This window comes from Nocardia sp. NPDC046763 (genome assembly GCF_040645495.1).
In the GTDB taxonomy this organism is placed as follows: domain Bacteria; phylum Actinomycetota; class Actinomycetes; order Mycobacteriales; family Mycobacteriaceae; genus Nocardia.
In genome coordinates, this window is the sequence record NZ_JBEYYI010000036.1 from 38,235 (window position 1) to 62,283 (window position 24,049).

Below are 24,049 nucleotides of genomic sequence, written 5' to 3' on the forward strand. Positions count from 1 at the left end.
CCGTTCCTAGTGGTGTTCAGGCTACTGGATTTATCAAGCTGGCAACCGTGGTGCGCGCGAGGTGATCCGATTCGAACCTCTCGACAACACATCGACGCACAGCAAGAGCAGGTGCAGTGCGCCTGTGCACCATCCATCCATACTGGCGAGATTTACGCTGTATGTCTCGGACTCGTTTGTACCTGCTGGTCTGGAAGCGATGCAGCGCGTCCGTAATTTCAGTCGAGTCGACCAGAATTCGAGCCAGTGTGGTCGCATCCTCGATTGCCATGGAACCGCCCTGCCCGAGGTCCGGGGACATGGCGTGCGCCGCGTCCCCGATCAGAACTACTCGCTTCGAGATCCACCGGGGTAGGATTACCTGTTCGATATCGCCGTAATGTATCGAATCCTCATCCGGATTCGAATCCACGATATACCGGGCCGGTCCTTTGAAATCGCCGAACAGCTCACGCAGGAGCTTCATATTCTCGGACGGATCCCGCACAGCGCCTCGAGCGGAAAGAAAAGTAGAGTACGAGTACAGCAGATCTTCACCAATCGGAAGTATCCCCATTCTCCGACCACTACCCCAGAGTTCGCACATACCTTCGAACCCCTGCGGTCGCGGGATAACCACTCGAATCGCGCAGTATCCCACATATTGGCGATCAACCTCTCCGAAGACCAGTTTCCTGACCTTTGAATTTCGCCCGTCCGCCCCGACGACGAGGTCGTACTCCGCGCTGGTCCCGTCGCTAAATTCTGCGACCACACCCTTGGCCAGCTCCCTCAATGCGGTCACAGTAATCCCGAGCCGCGGACTATTCTCGAGCGAGCCGGCGAGGACGTCATGCAGAGCCCCGCGGTGTATCCCGGTTGTCGACGTTCCGTAGACATCCGCCACGGAGCTGAAACGGAATCCGTTCATGCGGTTGCCGTCCGAGTCCAGGAGAGTCACGCTGTTGAGCGGAACCCCACGCTGCTGGACCGCACTCCCCAATCCAATGGAGTTCAATGCCAGAATTCCGTTGAATCCGATCGCAATTCCAGAACCGACTGGGCGCCATTCAGGCGCGAGGTCGACGACATCAGCGGAAGCGCCGTGCCGCTTCAAAGCGGCAGCAAATGTCAATCCAGCAATCCCGCCACCGACTATCAAGATCCTCTGTGGTACCGCCACCGATGCTCCTTCAGCGCTCAGCCTGCTTTGCTACACTCTTAGCAGTTATTGCTACAGTTGTAGACCTACTTACTAGGGCTGTCAAGAGTGGATGGGATACTGACCTCATGCGACAGAGTTCAGACGTCATCGACCGCCGTGCCCGCCTGCTTGATGCCGCAATACAGGTAATCGGCACGAAGGGCCTCGCAGCGGTCACGCACCGGTCGGTGCAGGAGACCGCCGGCGTACCGCACGGCGCTGTGACTTACTACTTCGGCACCCGTAACGATCTGGTGGTGGCCGCAGTCGAGCGCCTCGCCGAACTCGACGAGAAGCGCCTGATCGACCTCATGCACCAGCTGATGCTGGTACTGGCCCGCCGCTCACCTCAGCCGGACTACGACTCGCTTCAGCAAGCTCTCGTCGAATGGATCGAAAGTGACCCGATCCACCAAATCGCAAGGTACGAGGTACTACTGGAAGGCACCCGAAATCCTGCGGTTCGAACCGCCGTCAGCAGCGGCGCAGCCGCAATGTGGCGTGCAGTCAGGCCAATCGCCGTCGCAGCCGGTTCCGACGACCCCGATCATGACGCCCGCATTATCGTCGCACTGCTCGACGGCCTGATCTTCGATCGATTCACGCGTGCACCCGACGATCTGACTCCCCTGCGCCATGGGCTGGAGCGAGTGCTGAATACCTGGCATCCATAGACAGACTGCTGTCGCCGCACCGTCAGCCGTCTACGCCGCGTTCACCCGCGGGCGAATCACGCCCGGTGGTCGGCATCGACATGGTCGGCGACCGCATCGGCGAATCCATCAGCGCAGCACAGCTGACGGTGGCCTCGTTCTCTGACTGAAGTCAGTTACTTGCTGCGAGACGGGGAATCACGATGCGCTACCTGCTGATCGTCCGAATACGTTGCCGCACAGCATCTCTCACAAATAGCTGAGAGGCGAAGGCCCCACATATCCTGTGACCTGCCGAAACACCCAAAGAAAGAACTCGCGTGAATAGGCTCGGGTGGGGGTCGGCTGGGTCTTGCTGTGGTCCGGTCGTCCCCCGGTTGACGCTGCACCCGTGATCCGGCTCCCCGAACAGATGCCGCCGTGCCCGGCAGCGCTCCTCGGACGCCCCTCGCGATTTGGCAGAATCGGATCGGACCGGATATCACAAATCACCGGCGGCAGCCGGAACTTGCGGACCAGCAGCCGACAGGATGCGCCCGTCGAACCAGGAGGGGCGGACAGCTAGGAGATGTCGATGGATCGAGTCCCAGCGAATCGCGTCGACTATGAAGACGACGGTCTCCACTACCTGGACGGCGTGCCTTTCACCGGGGTCGCGTTCACGGAGAAGGGCGGGGCCCTCGGGTCCGAGGCGACGTACCGGGAGGGTCTGCGGTGGGGGCCGACGAAGGAGTGGTACCCGTCGGGGCAGCCCATGGTGGACTCGACGTTCGTCCGGGGGGCGCTGCATGGACGGGCTCGGGAGTGGCACAGGAACGGGCAGCTCGCGGAGGACGGCGAGTACGAGTACGGCATTGCGCTGTGGGCGAAGCAGTGGGATGAGAACGGTGTCCTCGAGGACAGCCACACGCTGACGGAATCCGACTCGGACCATCTGACGCTGCTGCACTTCCGTGCGCTCTACGGCAGAGCGTCGTGACTGTGACGGGGCTGCCACTCACCCGTCCAACGAGACAACCACCAACGCTGCGATCACCACACCTGCGGCGCCGTGCGCGCCGAAGTGGCGCTGGACCCTCGCACCACCGAGCACCCCGTCAGACGCTGGAAAGACAAAATCCATTCCCTACGAATATGATTCGCAGTTCCACCGGATCCTGAGACCTTCAACCAGGTCGTGAGCGTCGCGCGTCAACGAGGTCATGAGCCCTCACACGACAAGGAACCTACGCACGGATCGCGGTCCCACCGCGATTGGCGGGATTTGGTCTGTCAGCCTTGTTTACTGCGTGGCTATGACGTCGAGCAGGATCCTCGTCAACTCGTCAATAGAGCCGTTCATGACATTGTGGCCGCTGGCCAACGCGTGAACGTTCCACGTGGGGTCATCACGGAGTCGGTCGTAGGTAGGGGTGAAAGGACTGTCCCGAAACTCGGCAGCGTAGATGTAATCACGTCGACGATATCGCCTGGTCGAATCATTGATGCGGACTTGCTGGATCAACGATGCAAGTGGGTGCGGTGTCGCGCGTGGATCGAAGAAGCTCATCGGCTGAACTCCTATCCCGTCCGCGCCCGCGCCTGCGATGTACCACCGCCGTTGATCCTCGGTGGTCAAATTCCACGCCGAATCACCGTTGGCCGGTACGAAGGCGTCGACGTAGACCAACGAGTCAATGCGTTCGGGGCAGCGGTCGGCTACTGCGCTGACGACCATGCCGGCATAACTGTGCCCGCACAAGACCACGTCCTCGAGCTGCTCGCTGACCAGCACCCCGACCACATCCTGAATGTGGGTATCCAGATTCACCGACGAGGCGAGCAGATGGGCGCGATCTCCCACCCCCGTGAGCGTGACCGCGTACGCGGTATGCCCGTGCTCGCGCAGCCGGTGAGCCAGCGGCTCGAACCACCAACCACCGTGACATGCACCGGGGACAAGAACGAAGTTGGCCATGCGGAGGACCTCCACTCAGAGGGATCGTGATGTCGGATAGTTATCTGGGGTGTACGAAGAAACTCTCCATCGCGGCGTTGTCACGTCCCGACGCGGCCCATCGATCGGGCCATACCGTGACGAGCCAAGGCGCGCACGAACTTTCGGCTTCGGAATTGCGACCCGCGGTCGGTGTGCAGAATGCGGCCGGCCACATCACCGCGGCGGGCCACGGTGGTGTCGAGGGCGCGGACGGCCAGTGCGAATTTCATCCGAGAGTCGATCGAGGTCGCACCGGCGTCGGGGCTCAGCGCTCCTTCCGCGCCGGGCCCCGCCTCTTCGCGCGCTGCCCATGAATCACGGCCAGCGCGTGCTTCTGGGCGAGTATGGCGAGGGCCTCGTTCAGTTCGTCGAACAAGGTGCCGGCGGCCTCCCCGTTCCACGCCGGGGGCAGTAGTGACAATGGGAGACCGGGATCACGGTACGGTAGCCGGCGCCATTCGGTCAGTATCGGGACGTAGAGCTGGAACGCTTCCTGCGGGGCGATATTCGTCGCAGTCACCTGATAGAGGACGGGCCGAAACCGCTGCAGGAAGTCCGTGTACAGCTGACTGAGCTCTGGCAGATTCCACCATTGACGCACCTTCGCGCGCATGTCACCGAATCCGAGGTGGCGGCCGGTGAACATGTCGACATAGCCGGACAACTCGCGACGGTCCAACATCTGGCGGGTCTCTCGGGCCAGCGTTCCGGGGCCGACCCAGACTCCCGGCGCCGCGGTTCCGAAGCCGAGCCGGGTCAGGCTCGATCGGAGCGCGTGGCGTTTCTCGCGCTCCGACTCGGGCACAGAGAAAACGACCAGAATCCAACCGTCTTCCTCGGATGCCCTGGCGCGATGGAAGATTCTCACATCGCCTTCGGCCAACACTTCCAGCGTCGATTCCGAAAGGGAGTATCCGACCGCACCGGCATTCTGCTCGCTCAGTAGTACGCCGCGCCGCTTGAGCCGTGATATGGAGGATCGGACCGCCTGGGCATCTACCCCCAGATCTGCCATCAGCGCGATAACCGACGCCGTGGACAGCCAGTTGCCTTCGGCACGCGCGCACAGGCCGAAGATGGTGATGATCAACTGAGCGAGGCGAGCTTCTCGTCCGCGCACATTCGGCACCACTTCCAGCTCTGTCGTCATATTTGCACCATACGTCCCCTGGGTCACGAGGCGCGAATCATTCCCTCCTGCAAGACAGTTGCCAGGTGACGCTGGTCGCGGTCATAGAAGCGACCGATTCCTACGCCGCGCCCGGCGTCAGCGGCGACCGCTTCCTGAACGTAGAGCAGCCAGTCGCCGACCCGGCCGGGGCGGTGAAACCACATCGCGTGGTCGAGGCTGGCGGTGACCAGGCCAGGCCGGCCCCATGGCAGGTCGAGCACTCGCAGGATGGGTTCGAGGATGGTGTAGTCACAGACGTAGGCGAGGGCGGCCAGGTCGCGTTGGGCATCGGTGAGACCGTCAACCGGGCGAAGCGGGTCGAACGGTTTCACCCACACCGCTTGGTGCGGTGTCCGCTTTCCTTCGACCGTTAGGTATACAGGGCCCGGTATGTGCCGAATGTCGAAGCTTCGGCCCTCGGACCAGTAGGTTTTCGACTCGTCGGTCATGGTCCCGCCGTGACGGTCGGCGAGATATCGCGCGGAGCTGGGCAACTCGTCCGGATCGGGGACGGGAGTCGCAATGTGCCCGGCGAAGGTGCCGCCGGATTCACCAGCAGCGAAGTTTGCCAGGCATACGTAGACCGGCCTGCCGTTCTGATAACCCCGAACCTGTCGGGTGCTGTAGCCGCGCCCATCTCGCAGCAACTCCACCTCGTAGCGCACTACCGCCCCGATATCGGCAGGGCGGAGGAAGTAACTGTGCATCGAATGCAGCGTCTTGCCATCGGTCACGGACCGCATCGCCGACGCCGCGGCCTGAGCCACCAGGTCGCCTCCGTAAGCCTTGGGCCATGGACACGGCTGAGTGGTGGCGTCGAAGGCCACATCGAAGTGCTGCGGCTCGGTCGGCGTCAGCGTTACCGCCGCGGTGAAGATCGCGGATGTGGTCGGGGTTCCGGTCTGCATCGATCCGTCCGTTCAGAGCGTAGCCCGCAGATACGAACTGCGGCGATTATATAGAGTCATGATTTCGATCGTCACAGAGAATCTACATCATGCGGAGAGGTGGTGGCCACACGACGGCCACCACCCGCCCATGTCGAAAATTCCCTCATGCGGACGACCGGCGGACGAGCACTCTTGTCGTTCAAGAGAAGTCGGGATGATCGGCAGCGATTCGGTAACCCCCGGAGTGGAAGACCAGCGGCTGACCATTACAGGTATCGAACTGCTCGACCTCGCCGATGAAAATGACATGATCACCGGCTTCTACCCGCTGTACGGTCCGGCACTGGAAGCGGGCAATGCTGTTGTCCAGCAATGGAACTCCCGCGATGCCGTCGTGGTGGGCCACACCGGCGAACTTGTCCGGCGCGGGCGTGGCGAACTGCCGCGAGAGCTCGTGCTGGTCGGCGGCGAGCACGTTCACGGCGAAATGCGACGCCGCGACAAGGTCGGGCAGACTCGGTGCCTTCTTGGCCGGGCACCAGGCGACCAGCGGCGGATCCAGCGAGACCGAGGTGAACGAGTTGGCGGTCACCCCAACCTTGCGGCCATCGGGTGCGCGTGAGGTCACGACCGTGACACCGGTCGCGTACAGTCCGAGGGCATTTCGCAAGGCCCGCGGGTCGACCGCATTCGATTCGGACCGGACCGCATCGAGCATGCGCTCGGCATCGGACCGGTCGAACCACCAGTCGTGCAGGGCGCTGGGGTCGTCGAATCCGGCTGCGAACAACCCGGCCACCGCTGGCTCGTCCGCGGCGATCCGCACGAAATCCAGTACATGCTCGGGGATCTCGGTGAGCATGCGGTTGGTCCACGCCACGGACCACCGCCCCCAGTTGCGCCAGAAGGATTCGAATACCTCGTGCATCCACTCGGTGTCGAACACCTTCATGCCGTGCCGTAATACCGCATCGAGGTAGATACCTGCCGCATGGACAGCGTTGTTCGCGCCCTGCGCGGTCAGCGGATCATTGAGCACCACCGCGTCGGCCAGACCCAGCACCGGATGTCCGGACGCGGTGAAGGCCACCGGCCGTCGCACCGTGGGCGTCAACCGACCACGCAGCACACCGCCGTCATCGGTCAGCTCGATGTCGCGGGCTCGGGCCGCGATCTTCGGAAACGCGTCGTCGAGGACCTCCACGCACCGTCGCAGCTGCTCCTCCGGTGTCTTCACGTTGTCGAAGCGATCCATCGGTCCGCCCGGGATCGCTTCGACGACCAGGATCGAGCACGGGCCGGAGGTGGTGAGCGCAGGCAGCGTGATCACTTCCCCCGCCCCCGGCATCACCGAGATGGTGAGGTCGGCACCGGAGTCGTCGGGCAGCAGTCCGCGCACATACGCGACGGCCAGCGCCCGCTTCGGACGGTCGTACGGCGACCGCACCCGATCGCGGACGAACATCCGGCCCAGGTCTCCGGTACCGGTGGCTACGATGGTCAGACTATGTTGTGCCGCAAGGGAATCCAGACGTTCTACGGTGACGTCCTCGACGTGGAAGCTACCGCCCTCGGCGATGAACGCCTCGATCAAGGCGGCGCAGGCCACACGCTGGTCGATCGAGTAGGCAGGAGTCTCGAACGCCGAAACCACTTCCCCCACACCGTCGATGCTCAGTACAAGACGGTCGATGGCGGGGGCATCTTCCTCGACGTCGACGATGCGGCTCAGGACCCGTAGGGCTGGCCCGAACAGGCATTGACTCGACAGCACCGAACCGGTCCGGACCTCGTCGGGGTGGCGGTCGCCGATCAAGGTCACCGTGCAGCCGTGGCGCCGCAGCCCCAATGCCAGCAAGGCTCCGGCCTGTCCTGCCCCGATGATGGCGATTCGGTGCGGTTCTTGGGCGTTCATGCCGCCGGAGCGAGGTCGTCGAGGTACGACCGCGCGCTGTCGGGGTCCATGAACCAGTGGAAGAAGTCCCGCGGATCGTCGAAACCGTTGGCGAAGCGACGAGCGATACGCGGGCTCGTTCCGGCGGCACCCAACATCGCCAGTGCGTGTTCGGGGGGAGGAACCAGTAGCCCGTTGGTCCATGTCGCCACGTACTTCGCGTAGTCCCAATACCTTTCGAACGTGTCGTGCATGAACTGCCGGTCGAACGGGCGCTCGTCGTGCTCGAGGATGCTCGCCAGATAGGAGGCGGCGCATTTGGAGGCGTTGTTGGATCCCTGCCCGGTGATGGGGTCGTTGAGCACGACGACGTCGGCCATGCCGAGCACGGGAGCACCCGAAGGAAGCACCCCGATCGGGCGGCGAACGGTGGGCGGGAAACGACCGGCGAGCACGCCCAGGTCGTCGGTGAGTTCGAGAGCGCGGCAGCGTTCGGCCTCCCACGGCAGGTAGGTTTCGACGATCTTCTTCGCGGTCTCGAGGTGCTGGTGCGGGTCGGTGACACCACCGAAGCAGTCCATCGGACCGCCGGGCACACCCTCGATGACCATGATCTCGCACGGGCCGGTCGTGGTCAGCGCCGGGAATACGAAGTACTCGCCGATCCCGGGAACCATGTTGAACGATACTGCCGAATACGGTTCGCGGGGCGCCATGCCGGTCACGTATGTGAGCGACAACGCCCGTTGCGGTCGGTCGAATGTCGAACGGGCCGAGTCACGTTCGAACATCTTGGCAATGTCACCCTTGCCCGCCGCCACCAGCACCAGGTCGGACTCGTGCGCATATCTCTCGAGGTCGTCGAGGGTGGCATCATGGATGTCGAGCTGACCACCGCGGTCTTCGAATTCGCCCATCCAGCGTGGCATCTTCACCCGCTGGTCGACAGATTGAGCCGGAAGGTCCAGCCGGGAAGCCCAGGACATCGCCTTACCCCCTTTGTCGTCGGGAACAGTGAACGCGATGCCTTCCACATCCGGACATCCCTCGGCCCAGAAATCCAGGCGGAGTGCATGTTCTCGGGCCAGCGAGCTGCCGAACATGCACTGGCTGGAGGTCACCGGGCCGGTGAAGATCTCTTCGGGGGTGCGGTTCGACACGATCCGGACGTCGTATCCGGCATCCAGCAGACCCATGCCGAGCTGCAGGCCGGACTGACCGGCACCGATGATGGTGATGGTACGCATTGTGTTCCTTTGATTTTCGGGTTCGGGTCAGTGCGCCGGAGCGCTCTCGGCGGCGAGTTGCGGGATAGCACTCACGGTCTGCTCCGGGCCGAGAGCGGAGTAGCCGCCGTCGACGGCCCAGTCGGCGCCGGTGACGAACGACGCCGCTCCGGAGGCAAGGAAGGCGATCACACGCCCCACCTCGGACGGGTCGCCGGTGCGGGCGAGCAAGTGGAAGGGCGCCGCGACGGAATCGGTGTGCGCGCGGTCGCCGGCGGACAGCTCATCCATGATTTTCGACCAGGTCCAGCCCGGGCTCACCGAATTCACTCGGATGCCGTCAGCGGCGTAATCCAACGCCATGCTGCGGGTGACCTGGGCGATAGCGGCCTTGCTTGCCGGGTATACCCACCGACCGGCCTGCGCGACCTTGGCCGAAATCGAGCTCAGGTTGACGATGGCTCCGCGGCTCCGCGCCAGATGGGGACGGGCGGTGGCAGCGAACAGCACCGCGCTGACCAAGTTGACGTCCAGGGTCCGCAACCAGGTTGCCCGGTCGGTGTCGGCGCCATCGTCTCCGTACGAGCAGGCCAGATTGACCAGGACATCGAGCGATCCAAACCTTTCGACCGTCGCGCTGACGCAACGTCGGATGGACTCATCGCTGGTGATGTCGGTCCGGACGAACGCGGCCCGGTCGAACTTCTCGGCAACCGCCGCGCCGCCCACCTCGTCGATATCGGCTACCACCACCTGCGCGCCCGCGGCGACGAGCTCGGCGACGACACCGGTCCCGAACAGGGTGGCGCCACCGGTGACGATCGCCGTTTTCGTGGACAGTGAGATTGGGGTTGACATGCTGCCCTCCGAACTACACACGCTAATGTGACCCGAGTCACGGTAAGGAGCGGCTGGATCGTCGGCTATCCCGCAAACGCGGAGCTTGTCCGCACAGCGTCGATCCGGCGGTTCTTGACACGCATGACGCCGGAATGGAACAAACTGGTAACGCGCAATCATGACGATAGTCAAAAAGGCGATATGCGCGCGTGTGTCGCCTGGAGGAAGCATGAACGATGATGAGCGCCCGCTCAGCCAATACCGCCTAGCGGCCTCCAGCGACCCTGACGTCGTACGCGACAGCGTCGGCCAGGCCTTTTGCGACCACCGGCTGTCACCACTGAGCCGCGGGATCGGACTCGACGCACACTTCAACGGCGTGCGCTGGAACAGCGTGGGCGTGTACTACCTGGAGTACGGCACCGATGTCCGCATCGACCCGCGCGACCTCGACGACTTCTACCTCGTCCAGGTCCCGCTCGTCGGTCGCGCCACGATCACCGTTGGAGCCGAAAGTTTCACCTCCACACCGGAAGTGGCCTCGGTACTCGAACCCGGACCGCGAGTATCGATGTCGTGGGAAGGGGCGAATCGACAACTGCTGCTGCGCTTGGATCGCGCATCGGTTCACGACGTGCTGCGCAAGAAGCTCGGACGGGAACCGACCACGCCCCTCGAATTCACCCCGCGGATGGATCTCACGACCCCGGCCGGCCGCACCTGGAGCGGGCTGTTCAAGCTGTTGACCGACGCCGTCGGCGCGGCCGAGATCCCGGAATCCATACCTGTCCGGGAATTCGAAGGGCTCCTCGTCAGCCAGCTGCTGCTCGGCCAGCCGAACAACTACCGCGACGAGCTCGACCGGCGACCACAGCCGACCGTGGCCCGGCCCATCGCGCAGGCCGCGGATCTGATCGAAGCCCACGCCCATGAACCCCTCACCATCGACGACATTGCCGAGGCAATCGGCGTGAGCACACGCACGCTCCAGGACGGTTTCCGCCGCTACTACGACACGACACCGATGGCATACCTGCGCGATGTACGACTGCGGCGCGTGCGGACCGACCTGTTGCAGGCCGATCCGATAACCACCACGGTGACCGATATCGCGATCCGGTGGGGATTCCTGCATCCGGGCCGTTTCTCGATCCTTTACCGCGATCGCTATGGCGAATCGCCGTCGCAGACGCTTCGACTGGAACGTGACCGCACCGTCCGGAAATAGCCCGCACCACAATGCAAATCCCCCGCCCGTAGCCGGGCGGGGGACGTGAACAGATCCTGCGTGAAAGTACTCAGCGACTCACACCGACATCCAGCGGCTGCCAGCGTCGCCGGAGGGTCGATGCCCCTTCGGCAGCGCGGATCAACTGAAGACGCGGGGGCGGACCGTCGGTGCGGCCGTTGGGCGGTTTGCGGTTACCAGCGCGGAAGGGCGCGGGCCATTCCGCCGCCTCGCCGGCATACTGCTGGTCCACCGCGGCGTGCAGTGTCCACTGCGGATCCCACAGATGAGCGCGGCCGATAGCCACCAGGTCGGCACGCCCGGCGAGCAGGACCGAATTGACATCGTCGTAGGAGGAGATGGCACCGACCGCCACCACCGAGATGCCGTGGGGCACACCGACCTCCTGCCGGATCCGGTCCGCGAACGGCGTCTGATAACTGCGCCCGAACGCAGGCTTCTCATGCTTGACCACCTGGCCGGAGGACACATGCAGCACATCGGCTCCGTGTTCGGCGAATGCTCGAGCGATCTCGACAGCGTCGTCGACGGTGTTGCCCCCCTCGGCCCAGTCGGTGGCCGAAATGCGCACCGACAGTGGCCGATCCGCGGGCCACACCGCTCGGATCGCATCGAAGACGCGCAGTGGGAAGCGTAAACGGTTCTCGAGTGAGCCGCCGAAATCATCGGTGCGCTGATTGGCCAACGCGGAGAGGAAGGAAGACAGCAGATATCCATGCGCACAGTGCAGTTCGAGCAGATCGAACCCGGCGCGGGCGGCGGCCTGGCCCGACCGAGCGAACTGTTCGGTAATCTCGTCCATCTCCTCGCACGTGATCTCGCGCGGGGTGCGGCTGTCGGGCCCGTACGGGATGGCCGACGGGGCGACGGTGTCCCAGCCGCCGGTGTCCAGCGGGTCATCGATGCCCTCCCACATGACCTTGGTGGCGCCCTTGCGGCCGGAATGCCCCAGTTGCACACCAATCTTCGAGTGGGAATTGGCGTGCACGAAGTCCACGACCCGGGCCCACGCCCGCTCCTGCTCGGTGGTGTACAGCCCCGCGCAACCGGGCGTGATACGCCCCTCCGGCGACACACACACCATCTCGGTCATTACCAGCCCGGCACCGCCGAGCGCTTTGCTGCCCAGATGCACCAGATGGAAATCGGTGGGCACACCATCGACGGCGGAGTACATGTCCATCGGCGAGACAACGATCCGGTTGGGTAGCTCGATTCCCTTGAGCCGCAAGGGATAGAACATGGGCGGACGAGTTTCGTCGCCGATCACTACCGCATTCCGCGGCGTGTCTTCCTGGATCGAGAGGTACCACCCGTCGATCCGATTCACGAATCCGTTATCACGCAGCCGCAGGTTGTCGTAAGTGATGCGGCGACTCCGCGTGAGGAGATTGAAAGCGAACTGATCCGGCGCTTGATCGGTATAGTTGCCGATAGCTTCGAACCACTCCAGGCTGGCCTGAGCTGCCCGTTGAATGGACTCCACGACGGGTCGTCGCTCCTGCTCGTACTTTTCCAGACCAGTTGCAACGGAGTCGTTTTCGTGCAGACAGGCGGCGAGCGCGAGGGCATCTTCCATGGCCAGTTTCGTGCCCGAGCCGATGGAGAAGTGCGCGGTATGCGCGGCATCGCCCATCAGTACGACATTGCCGTGCCGCCACGTCCGGTTGCGGACCGTGGTGAAGTCGATCCACCGCGAGTTGTTGGCCTGCAGACCGTGGCCGTCCAACTCGTCGGCCAAGATCTCCGCCAGTAGCGCGATGGACTTCTCGTCGTTTTCGCCGGGCAGAAACGCGCGGTCGGCGAACGCGTCGAAACCGGCTTTCCGCCACACGGATTCGTGCATCTCCACGATGAATGTGCTCTGCTCGGCACTGAACGGATAGCCGTGTACCTGCATGACCCCGTACGGGGTGTGCTTGATGAAGAACTCGAATGCCTCGAACACCCGGTCGGTGGCCAGCCACATGTACTTGTTGTGCCGCCGATCCAGATCCGGGCCGAACACATCCGCGAAACGGGTCCGCACCACGGAGTTGAGACCATCGGCCGCGAGCACCAGATCATGGGTGGCGGACAACTCCGCCACATCCGGCGCGAGCGTGCGGAAATGGATGGTGACACCCAGATCGGCGCATCGCCGCTGCAAGATGCGCAGCAACTCCTTGCGGCTCATCGCCGCGAACCCCTGGCCGCCGGAGGTGCGGACCTCACCACGGTAGTGGATATCGATGTCGCTCCAGCGGGCGAATTGCTCGCTCATCGCACGATAGATCTCCTCGTCGGCATGCTCGATGCCACCGAGGGTCTCGTCGGAGAACACCACTCCGAAACCGAAGGTGTCGTCGGGAGCATTGCGCTCCCAGATGGTGATGTCGTGGGTGGGGTCGAGTTGTTTCATCAAGGCGGAGAAGTACAGCCCCGCGGGCCCTCCGCCGATCACGGCGATACGCATGAAAGCCTCACACTCTTCGGGTCGAAGTCGGTTCGAATTCAGTTGGCTGCCAGTTCGACTCGGCCGAGACGAATTCGGGCAGCGGGGCGCCGCGCAAGGCCGCGGCAATGTCGTCGGGCCATGGCAGCGAGCCCCTGTCGGCGTCGGGCACATGGGCGGCGGTCAGGACGCCGCGGGCCGCGATCGTCGACGGTTCCGGTAGTGACGGCTGCGTCACCGCGGGGATCCTGGTGATGATGAAGTCGTACCGGAGCGAGGATCGGCCGACATTGCCCACCGACAGGCTGATGGCCGCGGTATCGCCGAACCAGAGGCGCTCCAGATAGTCGACTTCGTATCGCACTCGTGGAATCCGGCCGAACAGCCAGCGCAGCCCGATTCGGTCGAGCAGTGCGGCTTCGGCCGCCTCCACCCAGCGCACGACCGTACTGTGGTGGTAATGTCCAGCCGCATCGGTGTCCTGCCAGTCCACGACACGCTCGATCACAATGTCGGTCATCGCGTCCCCCAGTTCTCGCGCACCTTGAACCGCTGTAGCTTGCCGCTGGGATTCCGGGGCAGACCATCGACGAATTCGATGCTGCGCGGGTACTTGTACGGTGCCGCAGTGCTTTTAGCGAAGTCCTGGAGCTCCCGAGCCTTCGCCGCGTCGCCCGCGACGCCCTGCCGGAGCACCACCGCCGCGTGTACGATCATGCCGCGGTCATCATCGGGAACCCCGATCACAGCACTCTCGACCACATCCGGGTGCTGGTCGAGGACCGCCTCGACCTCCGGTGCACCGATGTTGTACCCGGCCGAGACGATCATGTCGTCGCTGCGGGCGTGGTACCAGAAGTAGCCGTCGGCGTCGCGAGTGTAGGTGTCGCCGGTCAGATTCCAGCCATTGCGCACATACTGACGCTGACGGGGATCGGCCAGATACCGGCACCCGGTTGGTCCCTGCACCGCCAGCCGGCCGGGAGTGCCGTCCGGTACCGGATTGCCGTCGTCGTCCTGGATCTCGGCACGAAATCCGGGCACGACCCTACCGGTGGAGCCGGAGCGGATGTCGTCGTCAGCCGCCGAGATGAAGACATGGAGGAGCTCGGTGCCACCGAGACCATTGATGATCTTCAGCCCGGTCCGTTCGTGAAACCGATCGAAAACGGCTTCGGGCAGATGTTCACCGGCCGAAACGCACCGGCGCAGGGATTTCAGGCGCTCCGGATCGTCGCGCTTGATCAAAGACTTGTACGCGGTCGGCGCAGTGAAAAGCACTGTCACCGAAAACTTCTCGATCGCGGCGACGAGCGCATCCGGATCGGGCTTCTCCAACAGCACGACCGACGCTCCGACAGATAGCGGGAACATCACCAGCCCACCGAGGCCGAAAGTGAAGGCCAAAGGCGGTGTCCCGATGAAGACATCAGCGCCGTGCGGTCGCAGCACATGCGCGGAGAAGGTGTCGGCAATAGCCAGCACGTCGCGGTGGAAGTGCATGGCGACCTTCGGCATTCCGGTCGTACCCGAGGTCGGCGCAAGCAGCACCACGTCGTCGGCACTGGTCCGCACATCGGTGTACGCGACCGGTTTCGCTGCTGACCGGTGGATCAGGTCATCGTCACCCGGCCCGCCGACCGAGGCGATACGCAAGGCTGTGTCGGCCGCGGACAGTTCGTCGAGCAACCGGTGATCACATAGAGCCAGCGCCGGGCGGGTCAGCTCGATCAGTTTGGTCAGCTCGGGAGCACGCAGCAGGGGCATGGTGGTCACCACCACCCCACCCGCCTTGACGACACCGAACCAGCAGGCAACCAGCCACGGGGTATTGGGAGCACGCAACAGCACACGGTTCCCGGGAACCAGGCCGTAGTCGTCGGCCAGCACATACGCGATCTGGTTCGCACGGTCGAGAAGATCGCCGTAGGTCCAGGTTTCGGACTCGGAGTGCAGGCAGGGTCTGGCCCGGCCATGGACCGCTACCGTCGCATCGAGCAAGGCGCTCGCGCAGTTGAGTCGATCGGGGTAGCGCAGCCCTGCCAGATCGAAGACCAGATCGGGCCAGTCGGCTTCGGCCGGGAGATTGTCCCGGCAGAAGGTGTCTTTGTGCGCGGAGGGTGTGAGCATCACACTCGGCCCTTTCGAACTGGTGAGGCCAATACAATCTCATTGCTTATAGTCAACCGCCGTCGATGTCGCGCCATGTTCCGAGGCCGCACCGAGCCGGTGACATCAGGCCTGTTCGGAGCCCAGCGCGGCTACGGCCTGAATCTCCACCAGCGCTTCGGGTTGCCAGAGCGCGGTGACACCGATTCCGGCCATCGCCGGGTACACCTCGCCGACCAACTCGCGCCAGAGCCGGCCGATTTCCTTGGCGTTGGCCTGGTAGCCGGGAATGTCCAGCAGGTAGATGGTCACCGACAGCAGATTCTGCGGCTTTCCACCCGCAGCCTCGAGCGCCGCGATCACATTGGCCAGCGCCTGCCGGAACTGGGCGACGATCCCGCCGTCGACGATCGTCCCCTCGGGCGTCAGGGCCGTCTGGCCCGCCAGGTGAACGATGTCGCGATACCGCGTGGCGTGGGCGAACCCGGAGGGTTTCGCCAGCTCGGGCGGATTGATGTGGTCGACGAGCATGATCGCCTCTTTCTCGCGGGGACCCACCGGGCGGCGAGCCGATTCGAACGGGGGTGGTCCGAACCACAGTATGGTGTTAGATTGATTCTCGTCAATAGAACGCTATATCTGAGCTGCCGCTCCTTGCGTTCGAAGCCGCCGGGGGCAACCCGGCCGAATTCCTGGAGTCTCCAGCGATGCGTTTGCGAACAGTTCTCTGCGACGGCCACGGCAGTCGCGCCGAAGTCCGCGCCGACGGACAGTGGTATGCGACGACGGCCGCCGACGTCGGCGCACTGCTCTCAGACCAGAACTGGCGCTCGGTCCGACCGCTGCCCGGCGAGCAGCCGCCACCCGGGCGGGCGGCGCCGGTAGTGACAGCGCCGACCAAGATCGTGTGCTGCGGCCATAATTACCGCGCCCACATCGCCGAGATGGGTCGATCCGCGCCCGAATTCCCCACGCTCTTCGCGAAATTCGCCGACACCCTCACTGCCTGGGACGCCGACATCGCCCTGCCCGGCCCGGCCGAGGCGGTGTTGTTCGACTGGGAGGCCGAACTCGCGATCATTGTGGGCGCCACCCTGCGCCGGGCCGATCGCGACATGGCGCGGGCAGCCATAGCCGGATACACCGTCGCGAACGACTTCTCGGTGCGCGGCTGGCAGCGGCGGACTCCGCAGTGGTTGCAAGGCAAGGCATTCGACGCCACCACTCCACTGGGTCCTGATCTGGTCACGCCCGACGAGGCCGACCCCGCCGATGGCCTCCGCATCGTCTGCCGAGTCAACGGCATCGAGCAGCAGACCGGGGCCACCGACGACCTTGTCTTCGACCCGGCCACCCTGCTGTCGTACATCTCCGCATTCACCGTGCTGCGTCCCGGTGACGTCGTATTGACCGGCACGCCGGGGGGTGTGGGCATCGCGGCAGACCCGCCGCGCTACCTGCGCGCCGGCGATGTCGTCGAGACCGAAATCGAGGGCATCGGCCTGCTACGCAATCGAATCACCTTGTCCCCCAATGATATCGAGCCCGCCCAGCGGGACGGAAAGGAATCATGATGACCAGTGACGCCACCACCCAGGTCGCTCCGATTGTCACCAGAGCCGGAGCGGAGTACACCGAGACGGCACAATCCGGTGGCGCGCTGCGCGTCTCGGGCGTGAGCCCGCAGCACACCCCGGCGACCAAGATCTGGTACGGCAAGGTGACCAACGAACCCGGCTACCGTTCCTTGCCCCATCACCACGGCGAAGCCGAGACCGGTGGCTATGTCCTCACCGGGAAGGCACGCATCTACTACGGGGAGAACTATGCGGAGTACGTCGACATGAGCGAAGGCGATTTCGTATTCGTGCCACCGTTCATGCCGCACGTCGAGGTGAACATGAGCACCACCGAGAAGCTGGTCTGGCTGACCTGTCGCACTCCGGACAATATCGTCGTCAACCTGCCCGATGTCGACGATTCCATCCTGGTTGGATACCGGCAGGCGTGAGATTCGAGCTCGGGCCGCACCATCGGCCCGGGCCATCGGACCGCACGATCCGGACAGATGCCGCGCGCAGCGTATAGCCGAGCAGGTGTGGCAACCATACCGTGCGTCCTATGACCGACATCACAACCGCAGCCGACGCGATAATCGTCGGCTCAGGGGTCAACGGCCTGGTGGCCGCGGCCGAGTTGGCACTGGCCGGCTGGTCGGTGCAGTTGCTGGAGCGTAATGCGGAGATCGGCGGATTCATCGCCACCGAAGAACGCACTCTTCCCGGCTACCGGCACGACACCTACTCGTCCTGGCATCCGTTGTTCGTCTCCGGCGCCGCCTATGCGAGCCTCGGACCCTACCTGCACGAACACGGACTCGAATTCCGCAACACCGAAGAATGGGTGACCGCCAGCGTTGCCGATGACGGCCGCGTCACCATCGCACACCGCGATCCGGAACGCACCGTCATGGAGTTCGCCGACCCCGAAGACCGAACCGCATATCTCGCGATGCTGGCCCGGCTCGCGGCGAGTGCGGCACCGATCGGCGGACTGATGGACGCCGAACTGCGCTCGCCGTCCGCCCTCCGATCGCTGGCCGGTCTGATGCGCGGTGGGCGACGCGGCACTGAAGACTGGCTGCGCATGGCGCTCAGCAGCGGTCGTGGATTCGCGCGCCGCGAGTTTCGCGGCCACGAGGTCGATCACCTCTATGCACCGTGGCTGCTGCATGCCGGTCTCTCTCCGGATCATGCTTCGGGCGGACTGATGATGCCGCTGCTCGCGACCACCCTGCACGGGGCCGGACTGCCGGTGGTTGCCGGCGGATCCGCCGGGCTGCTGACAGCGTTCGAGTCGCTGCTGCATTCCCTGGGCGTCGAGGTGCGAACCTCCACTTTCGTGGAGCGGATCCTGGTGGACCACGGCCGAGCAGTCGGGGTCGTCGCCAATGGCCACGCCACATACGCTCGCCGCGCGGTGCTTGCTTCGGTGACGCCAACCGCCTTGTACGACAAGCTATTACCACCTGACGCGGTGTCATCCACCATCCGCGCCGAGGCTGCGACCTTCCGCTACGGCCGCGCGGAAATGCAAGTCCATGTCGCTTTGTCGGCGCCGCTGGACTGGGCCGACACCCGATTGCGGGACATTCCGTTGATTCACGTCTCCGATGGATCCGACAGCACCGGAATCGCCTGCGCCGAGGCCGAAGCCGGGCTGCTCCCCCGCCGACCGACCGTCGTCGTCGGCCAGCAGTACCTGCTCGACCCCAGCAGGGTGCCGGACGGTACGGCGGCGCTCTGGCTGCAACTGCAGGAAGTCCCATTCGCACCGGTAGGCGATGCGGCCGGAGCGCTGGATACGACTCATGGCTGGACTCCTGCGCTGGCACGGAGTTTCGCCGATCGTGTATTGGCGCGAATCGCCACCCACGCTCCCGACCTGCCCCGGAAAGTGCTCGCGGTCGACGTCATCACCCCGGCCGATGTGGCCGCACACAACCCGAATGCCGTCACGGGTGATCCCTACGGGGGTTCGTGCGAATTGGACCAAAGTTACCTGTGGCGCCCCCTGCCCTCCGCCGGACGGCATGCGACACCCGTGTCCGGATTGTGGCAGATCGGCGCATCCACGCATCCCGGCCCCGGCTTGAGCGGCGGATCGGGACACCTCGTAGCGCGAACGCTCACACGAAATCGCAAGCTGCGCATACTGTTCCGCACACAGTGACCAGCGCCGCCGGTGGACTGCGCCGGCCGGACAACCGCCGCGTGCAGCGGATAGCTCGGCCCGACCAGCCGCATCAGACTTCGAAACCAGTTACCTCACCCCAGGAGCCACGATGTCTCTGCTCAACGCCGTCATCGAAGCGACCCGCTCCGGCGCTGTCGACATCATCGATCTCACTACTCCGTTGCAGGAATCCACCCCAATCCTGCAGCTGCCGCCGCCGCTGGCCAACACCGTCCCGTTCCGGCTCGAGGAGATCAGCCGCTACGACGACCGCGGGCCCGCCTGGTACTGGAACAACATCCACACCGGCGAGCACACGGGCACCCATCTCGACGCACCGGTGCACTGGTTGAGCGGCCGCGGCGGACACGATGTCTCGCAAGCCCCGCTTCGCACACTGTTCGCGCCCGTTGCAATGATCGACATGACCGCCGAGGTCGCGGCCGACCCGGAATTCCTGTTGGAAATCGATCACATTCGCCGCTGGGAGAAAGAGCACGGACCGCTCCCGGCGGGCGGCTGGCTGCTCTATCGCACCGGATGGGAATCCCGAGGTGAGGATGCCGCCGCGTTCACCAATGACGGGCACACACCCGGCGTTTCCGCCGCTTGCGCCAAGTGGCTGGCCGAAGAGTCTGCACTGACCGGACTCGGCGTGGAAACCGTCGGCACCGACGCCGGCGCGGCCGCTGGGTTCGAACCGCCCTTCCCGTGCCACAGCCAGCTGCTGGGCGCCAACAAATGGGGCCTGACCAGTCTGCGCAACCTCGCCCGGCTGCCCGCCACCGGCGCCCTGCTGATCGTGTCCCCGCTGCCGATCGTGGGCGGGTCCGGCAGCCCGGCGCGCGTGCTCGCGCTCGTCGAACGCGACGCCGGATAAGGGAGGGAAAACCATGGCGGAACGGTCTTTTGCGAACGAGGTCGGCAAACTGCGGCAGGGCTCCGGCACGACCCTGCACGTGGAGGGGATCCTGGCAGTCACGAAGGCGCTGCTGCAGTCCGGCGTCGCCTATGTCGGCGGCTACCAGGGCGCACCGATCTCCCATCTCATGGATGTGCTCGGCGATTCCAAAGACGTACTCGACGAGCTCGGCGTCTATTTCGAAAACAGCGCCTCGGAAGCTACCGCGGCGGCGATGCTGGCCGCATCGGTGCACTATCCGCTACGTGGCGCGGTGACATGGAAGTCGACCGTGGGCACCAACGTTGCTGCCGACGCCCTGGCGAATCTGGCCAGCGGCGGCGTCACCGGCGGAGCACTCGTCATTCTCGGCGAGGACTACGGCGAGGGCTCCAGCATCATGCAGGAGCGTTCGCACGCGTTCGCAATGAAATCGCAGATGTGGCTGTTGGATCCGCGGCCGAACATCACCGCGATCGTGGACGCGGTCAAATCCGGCTTCGAGCTGTCGGAGGCGAGCAACACCCCTGTGTTCTTGCTGCTGCGGCTGCGCTCTTGTCACCTGCATGGAGCGTTCGAGGCCGAAGACAACAAGCGGCCTCCGATGACAGTCACCGAAGCGACCCGGCGGCCCACTCGCGACGTGAGTCGAATCGTGTTGCCGCCGGCCAGCTTTCAACATGAGAGGGAGAAGATCGAAAACCGCTGGCCGGCCGCGGTGAAGCACATCCGCGACCACGGGCTCAACGAGGTGTTCGGCGAGGACCTTGCCGATGTCGGAATCATCGTTCAAGGAGGGCTGTACAACACCCTCAACCGGTCGATGGAACTGCTCGGATGCTCGGATGCGTTCGGCAACACTCGGGTTCCGCTGTACGTAATGAACGTCGCCTACCCGGTGATCGATGAAGAAGTCATCGAATTCTGCACTGACAAGCGCGCGGTGCTGCTGGTCGAAGAAGGCCAGCCGGACTTCATCGAACAGAACATCAATGCCATCCTGCGCCGTGCCGGCATACCCGCCGAACTGCACGGCAAGGACATGCTGACCATGGCGGGCGAGTACACCTCGCTGGTCGTCACGCGTGGGGTGCATACCTTTCTCAGCAGCTATCTGCCCGAGGTGATCACTGCCGAACCCGCGCTCCTGCGCTCGGCCGACGACCCGGCCAGCCCGTTCGCGGTGCGGGTCGAGCCGCATATTGTGCGGCCCCGGCCGCCCGGGCTGTGCACCGGATGCCCAGAGCGCCCCATCTTCAGCGGATTGAAACTCGCCGAACGCGAAACGGGCGAACATCACATCAGTGCCGACATCGGCTGTCACTTGTTTTCGATCAACGCGCCGTTCGATCTGGGGGCGACAACCATGGGTTATGGTCTCGGTTCGGCGGCTGCGGCGGCACTGAACTCGACGGGCTCCGACCGCCGAACCATCGCGATGATGGGCGACGGGGGCTTCTGGCACAACGGGCTGAGCAGCGGCGTCGGCAACGCGGTCTTCAACAAGAACGACCAGCTACTGGTAGTCGTCGACAACGATTACGCAGCCGCCACCGGAGGTCAGGACGTGCTCTCCTCGCACGCCGACCTGCCGACCCGCTCCACCAAGCATCCCATCGAGAGGGCCGTCCGCGGCATCGGTGTCGACTGGGCCAAGACAATAGACAACACCTACGACGTCACCACCGTGCGCGACACCTTCGTCGATGCGCTCACCACCGATGAGGCAGGGCCGAAAGTCCTTGTCATGCAAAGCGAATGCCAGCTCAACCGGCAGCGACGTGAGAAACCGCAGCGGGCACAGGCCTTGCAGGCCGGCGAGCGGGTGGTCCGCGAGCGTTTCGGCGTCGACCCGGAGACCTGCACCGGTGACCACGCCTGCATCCGCATCTCCGGCTGCCCGTCGCTGACCATCACCGACAACCCCGACCCCATGTGCACCGATCCAATCGCGACCGTGCTCGACAGCTGCGTCGGATGCGGAGTGTGCGGCGCCAACGCGCATGCGGCCGTGTTGTGTCCGTCCTTCTACCGAACGGACGTCGTCTACAACCCCACCCGGCGCGATCGCATGCTGGCCCGGCTGCGCACCTGGTGGATCAACATGCTCGCGCGCGGAATAGAGCGCCGCGCCGCCGGATTCGAGGTAACACCATGACAGGCTGGTACACCGGACAGCGCCCCATAACACTCGCGATCCTGGCCATGGGCGGCGAAGGCGGGGGCGTGCTCTCCGACTGGATCGTGGAAGTCGCCGAGGCGGCCGGCTACTTCGCCCAGACCACGTCTGTGCCCGGTGTCGCCCAGCGCACCGGATCCACCGTGTACTACGTGGAACTGTTCCCGCCCTCCCGAACCGGCCACACCATCGGAACCGGACGCAGCGAACCCGTGCTGAGCGTGTTCCCCACCCCTGGTGAAGTCGACATCGTGATCGCCTCCGAGCTGATGGAAGCGGCCCGCGCCGTCCAACGTGGCTTCACAACACCGGATCGAACCACCCTGTTCACCTCCACACACAGGGTGTATTCGATCGACGAGAAGATGGCTCTCGGCGACGGTCGCGTCGACAGCGCGACGCTGCTGGACGCGGCCCGGCGCGGATCGAAGCGACTGATAGCGTCCGACTTCATGGCAGTAGCCGAGCACCACCGCAGCGTGATCAGTGCGGCGCTGTTCGGCGCCGTGGCCGGATCCGGCGTACTACCGTTCACCCGAGAACAATTCGAAGAACCGATTCGCCGCTTCGGCAAAGGGATCGAACAGTCCCTGCGTGCGTTCGCCGACGGCTTCAGCGCTGCCGCCGCACCGGCGGTCACCGAATCCCCGATCCCACCGCGAACTTCACAGCCAGTGGAATTGACCCTCATTCCCCGGCCGCTTACGGCCGACGAGCACAAGGCACGAGAAGATGAGCGCCGCAACGAAATAGCCGCCATCGACCCGGGAGCGCTCGTCGGCCCCAAACTACGGAAGCTCGCGCAGACCGTCGGAGAGCTCCCGCCTGCGGCGCGGTCCATGATCCTGCACGGCCTGGTCCGCACCGCGATGTATCAGAACACCGCGTACTCCCGGCTGTATCTGAGTCGTGTGAGGGAATTCGCGGCAGTAGATCCCGATGCCGAGGGCAGCGCGCTGCTCACCATCGAAGCGGCCCGGCAAATCGCACTGTGGATGTGCTATCAGGACACCATTCAGGTTGCGCTGCAAAAAATCCGGCGACACCGCATGGATCGCATCCGCTCCGAGGCGCGTGCCGAACCAGACCAGCTGATTCAGGTCCGCGAGTACCTCCACCCACAGATCGACGAGATCACCGACACCATGCCGGCTCGAATCGGCTCGGTCCTGCGCCGCTCCAGCACATTCCAGCGGCTGGTCCGGAAATTCACCCGCCGAGGCATGACCGTCAACACCAGCTCGATCACCGGCTACACCGCCCTGTCGATAACAGCCCGACTTCGCCCCTTGCGCCCACGATCGTTGCGCTATCAGCGCGAACAGCAAGCCATCAACGAATGGCTGAAAGCAGCATCGACCGCTGCCCCACTCGATGCCGACCTCGCCCGCGAGATCCTCGAATGCCAATGTGTGCTCAAGGGCTACGGCGCCACCTTCGAACACGGCACCGACAGTTTCGGAAAACTCATGCACGCTGCCCACAAACTGACCGGGCACCCAGATGCAGCCGAACGACTCTCGAAGCTTCGGGCGGCCGCACTCTCCGACGAGACCGATACGGCTCTGACCGTCGAGCTCGCTGCATCGGTGCCCCGCTGACAATCC

The 24,049-nt window shown here is 64.4% G+C and carries 20 protein-coding genes and 1 pseudogene; 9 read left to right on the plus strand and 12 right to left on the minus strand.

The features are described 5' to 3' along the window. Positions 1 to 16 precede the first annotated feature (16 nt). Positions 17 to 1,162 carry an FAD-dependent monooxygenase gene (locus ABZ909_RS38350; protein ID WP_357010287.1) on the minus strand — a complete coding sequence of 382 codons (1,146 nt, stop codon included), beginning with the start codon at positions 1,160 to 1,162 and terminating at the stop codon, positions 17 to 19. Positions 1,163 to 1,269: 107 nt separating this feature from the next. On the opposite strand from ABZ909_RS38350, the gene ABZ909_RS38355 reads away from it, so the two are divergent. Continuing rightward, positions 1,270 to 1,857 carry a TetR family transcriptional regulator gene (locus ABZ909_RS38355; protein WP_357010290.1) on the plus strand — a complete coding sequence of 196 codons (588 nt, stop codon included), beginning with the start codon at positions 1,270 to 1,272 and terminating at the stop codon, positions 1,855 to 1,857. Positions 1,858 to 2,410: 553 nt separating this feature from the next. Continuing rightward, entirely contained in the window at positions 2,411 to 2,815 is a 405-nt protein-coding gene (locus ABZ909_RS38360; RefSeq protein WP_357010292.1) for a hypothetical protein, read from the plus strand. Positions 2,816 to 3,118: 303 nt separating this feature from the next. On the opposite strand, the gene ABZ909_RS38365 is transcribed toward ABZ909_RS38360, so the two are convergent. From ABZ909_RS38365 to ABZ909_RS38395, 7 genes and pseudogenes are all read right to left on the minus strand, one after another. Then, on the minus strand, positions 3,119 to 3,793 hold the full coding sequence (locus ABZ909_RS38365; protein WP_357010295.1) for an alpha/beta hydrolase: 675 nt from the start codon (positions 3,791 to 3,793) through the stop codon (positions 3,119 to 3,121). A gap of 55 nt (positions 3,794 to 3,848) precedes the next feature. Next, positions 3,849 to 4,059 (minus strand): annotated as a pseudogene (locus ABZ909_RS38370) (DDE-type integrase/transposase/recombinase); the annotation flags it as partial. Positions 4,060 to 4,079: 20 nt separating this feature from the next. Further along, on the minus strand, positions 4,080 to 4,964 hold the full coding sequence (locus ABZ909_RS38375) for a PaaX family transcriptional regulator C-terminal domain-containing protein (RefSeq protein ID WP_357010298.1): 885 nt from the start codon (positions 4,962 to 4,964) through the stop codon (positions 4,080 to 4,082). 23 nt (positions 4,965 to 4,987) lie between these two features. Next, the gene (locus ABZ909_RS38380; protein WP_357010301.1) at positions 4,988 to 5,893 is read right to left on the minus strand and encodes an acyl-CoA thioesterase domain-containing protein; all 906 of its coding nucleotides are present in this window, start codon (positions 5,891 to 5,893) and stop codon (positions 4,988 to 4,990) included. Positions 5,894 to 6,074: 181 nt separating this feature from the next. Then, complete coding sequence (locus tag ABZ909_RS38385) at positions 6,075 to 7,790, minus strand: flavin reductase (protein ID WP_357010304.1); 1,716 nt, start codon at positions 7,788 to 7,790, stop codon at positions 6,075 to 6,077. Then, a complete protein-coding gene (locus ABZ909_RS38390; RefSeq protein WP_357010306.1) occupies positions 7,787 to 9,016 on the minus strand; it encodes a styrene monooxygenase/indole monooxygenase family protein in 1,230 nt (409 codons plus the stop codon). Before ABZ909_RS38390 ends, ABZ909_RS38385 begins: the two co-directional genes overlap by 4 nt. Positions 9,017 to 9,043: 27 nt before the next feature. Next, on the minus strand, positions 9,044 to 9,853 hold the full coding sequence (locus ABZ909_RS38395) for an SDR family oxidoreductase (RefSeq protein WP_357010308.1): 810 nt from the start codon (positions 9,851 to 9,853) through the stop codon (positions 9,044 to 9,046). Between the two features lie 211 nt (positions 9,854 to 10,064). Between ABZ909_RS38395 and ABZ909_RS38400 the strand changes: the two genes are divergently transcribed. Further along, complete coding sequence (locus tag ABZ909_RS38400) at positions 10,065 to 11,063, plus strand: AraC family transcriptional regulator (RefSeq protein WP_357010311.1); 999 nt, start codon at positions 10,065 to 10,067, stop codon at positions 11,061 to 11,063. Between the two features lie 70 nt (positions 11,064 to 11,133). Here ABZ909_RS38400 and ABZ909_RS38405 read toward each other — a convergent pair whose 3' ends face one another. The 4 genes from ABZ909_RS38405 to ABZ909_RS38420 all read right to left on the minus strand — a co-directional run bounded on the left by ABZ909_RS38405 (position 11,134) and on the right by ABZ909_RS38420 (position 16,158). Continuing rightward, on the minus strand, positions 11,134 to 13,539 hold the full coding sequence (locus tag ABZ909_RS38405) for a bifunctional salicylyl-CoA 5-hydroxylase/oxidoreductase (protein ID WP_357010314.1): 2,406 nt from the start codon (positions 13,537 to 13,539) through the stop codon (positions 11,134 to 11,136). Positions 13,540 to 13,546: 7 nt separating this feature from the next. Next, the gene (locus ABZ909_RS38410) at positions 13,547 to 14,038 is read right to left on the minus strand and encodes an acyl-CoA thioesterase (protein WP_357010317.1); all 492 of its coding nucleotides are present in this window, start codon (positions 14,036 to 14,038) and stop codon (positions 13,547 to 13,549) included. Further along, entirely contained in the window at positions 14,035 to 15,648 is a 1,614-nt protein-coding gene (locus ABZ909_RS38415) for an AMP-binding protein (RefSeq protein WP_357010320.1), read from the minus strand. Before ABZ909_RS38415 ends, ABZ909_RS38410 begins: the two co-directional genes overlap by 4 nt. 105 nt (positions 15,649 to 15,753) lie before the next feature. After that, positions 15,754 to 16,158, minus strand: a complete 405-nt coding sequence (locus ABZ909_RS38420) for a RidA family protein (protein WP_357010323.1) — start codon at positions 16,156 to 16,158, stop codon at positions 15,754 to 15,756. A 176-nt stretch (positions 16,159 to 16,334) separates the two neighbouring features. On the opposite strand from ABZ909_RS38420, the gene ABZ909_RS38425 reads away from it, so the two are divergent. From ABZ909_RS38425 to ABZ909_RS38450, 6 genes are all read left to right on the plus strand, one after another. Beyond that, on the plus strand, positions 16,335 to 17,201 hold the full coding sequence (locus ABZ909_RS38425) for a fumarylacetoacetate hydrolase family protein (RefSeq protein WP_357010326.1): 867 nt from the start codon (positions 16,335 to 16,337) through the stop codon (positions 17,199 to 17,201). Further along, complete coding sequence (locus ABZ909_RS38430) at positions 17,201 to 17,638, plus strand: cupin domain-containing protein (protein WP_357010328.1); 438 nt, start codon at positions 17,201 to 17,203, stop codon at positions 17,636 to 17,638. The genes ABZ909_RS38425 and ABZ909_RS38430 overlap by 1 nt, the downstream gene beginning before the upstream one ends. A gap of 110 nt (positions 17,639 to 17,748) precedes the next feature. Next, positions 17,749 to 19,359, plus strand: coding sequence for an NAD(P)/FAD-dependent oxidoreductase (locus ABZ909_RS38435; RefSeq protein ID WP_357010331.1), 1,611 nt, complete (start codon positions 17,749 to 17,751; stop codon positions 19,357 to 19,359). Positions 19,360 to 19,471: 112 nt separating this feature from the next. Then, a complete protein-coding gene (locus ABZ909_RS38440; protein WP_357010333.1) occupies positions 19,472 to 20,242 on the plus strand; it encodes a cyclase family protein in 771 nt (256 codons plus the stop codon). Between the two features lie 13 nt (positions 20,243 to 20,255). Beyond that, on the plus strand, positions 20,256 to 22,421 hold the full coding sequence (locus ABZ909_RS38445) for an indolepyruvate ferredoxin oxidoreductase subunit alpha (protein ID WP_357010335.1): 2,166 nt from the start codon (positions 20,256 to 20,258) through the stop codon (positions 22,419 to 22,421). Then, complete coding sequence (locus ABZ909_RS38450) at positions 22,418 to 24,043, plus strand: indolepyruvate oxidoreductase subunit beta family protein (protein WP_357010337.1); 1,626 nt, start codon at positions 22,418 to 22,420, stop codon at positions 24,041 to 24,043. The genes ABZ909_RS38445 and ABZ909_RS38450 overlap by 4 nt, the downstream gene beginning before the upstream one ends. The last annotated feature ends 6 nt before the right edge of the window (positions 24,044 to 24,049 follow it).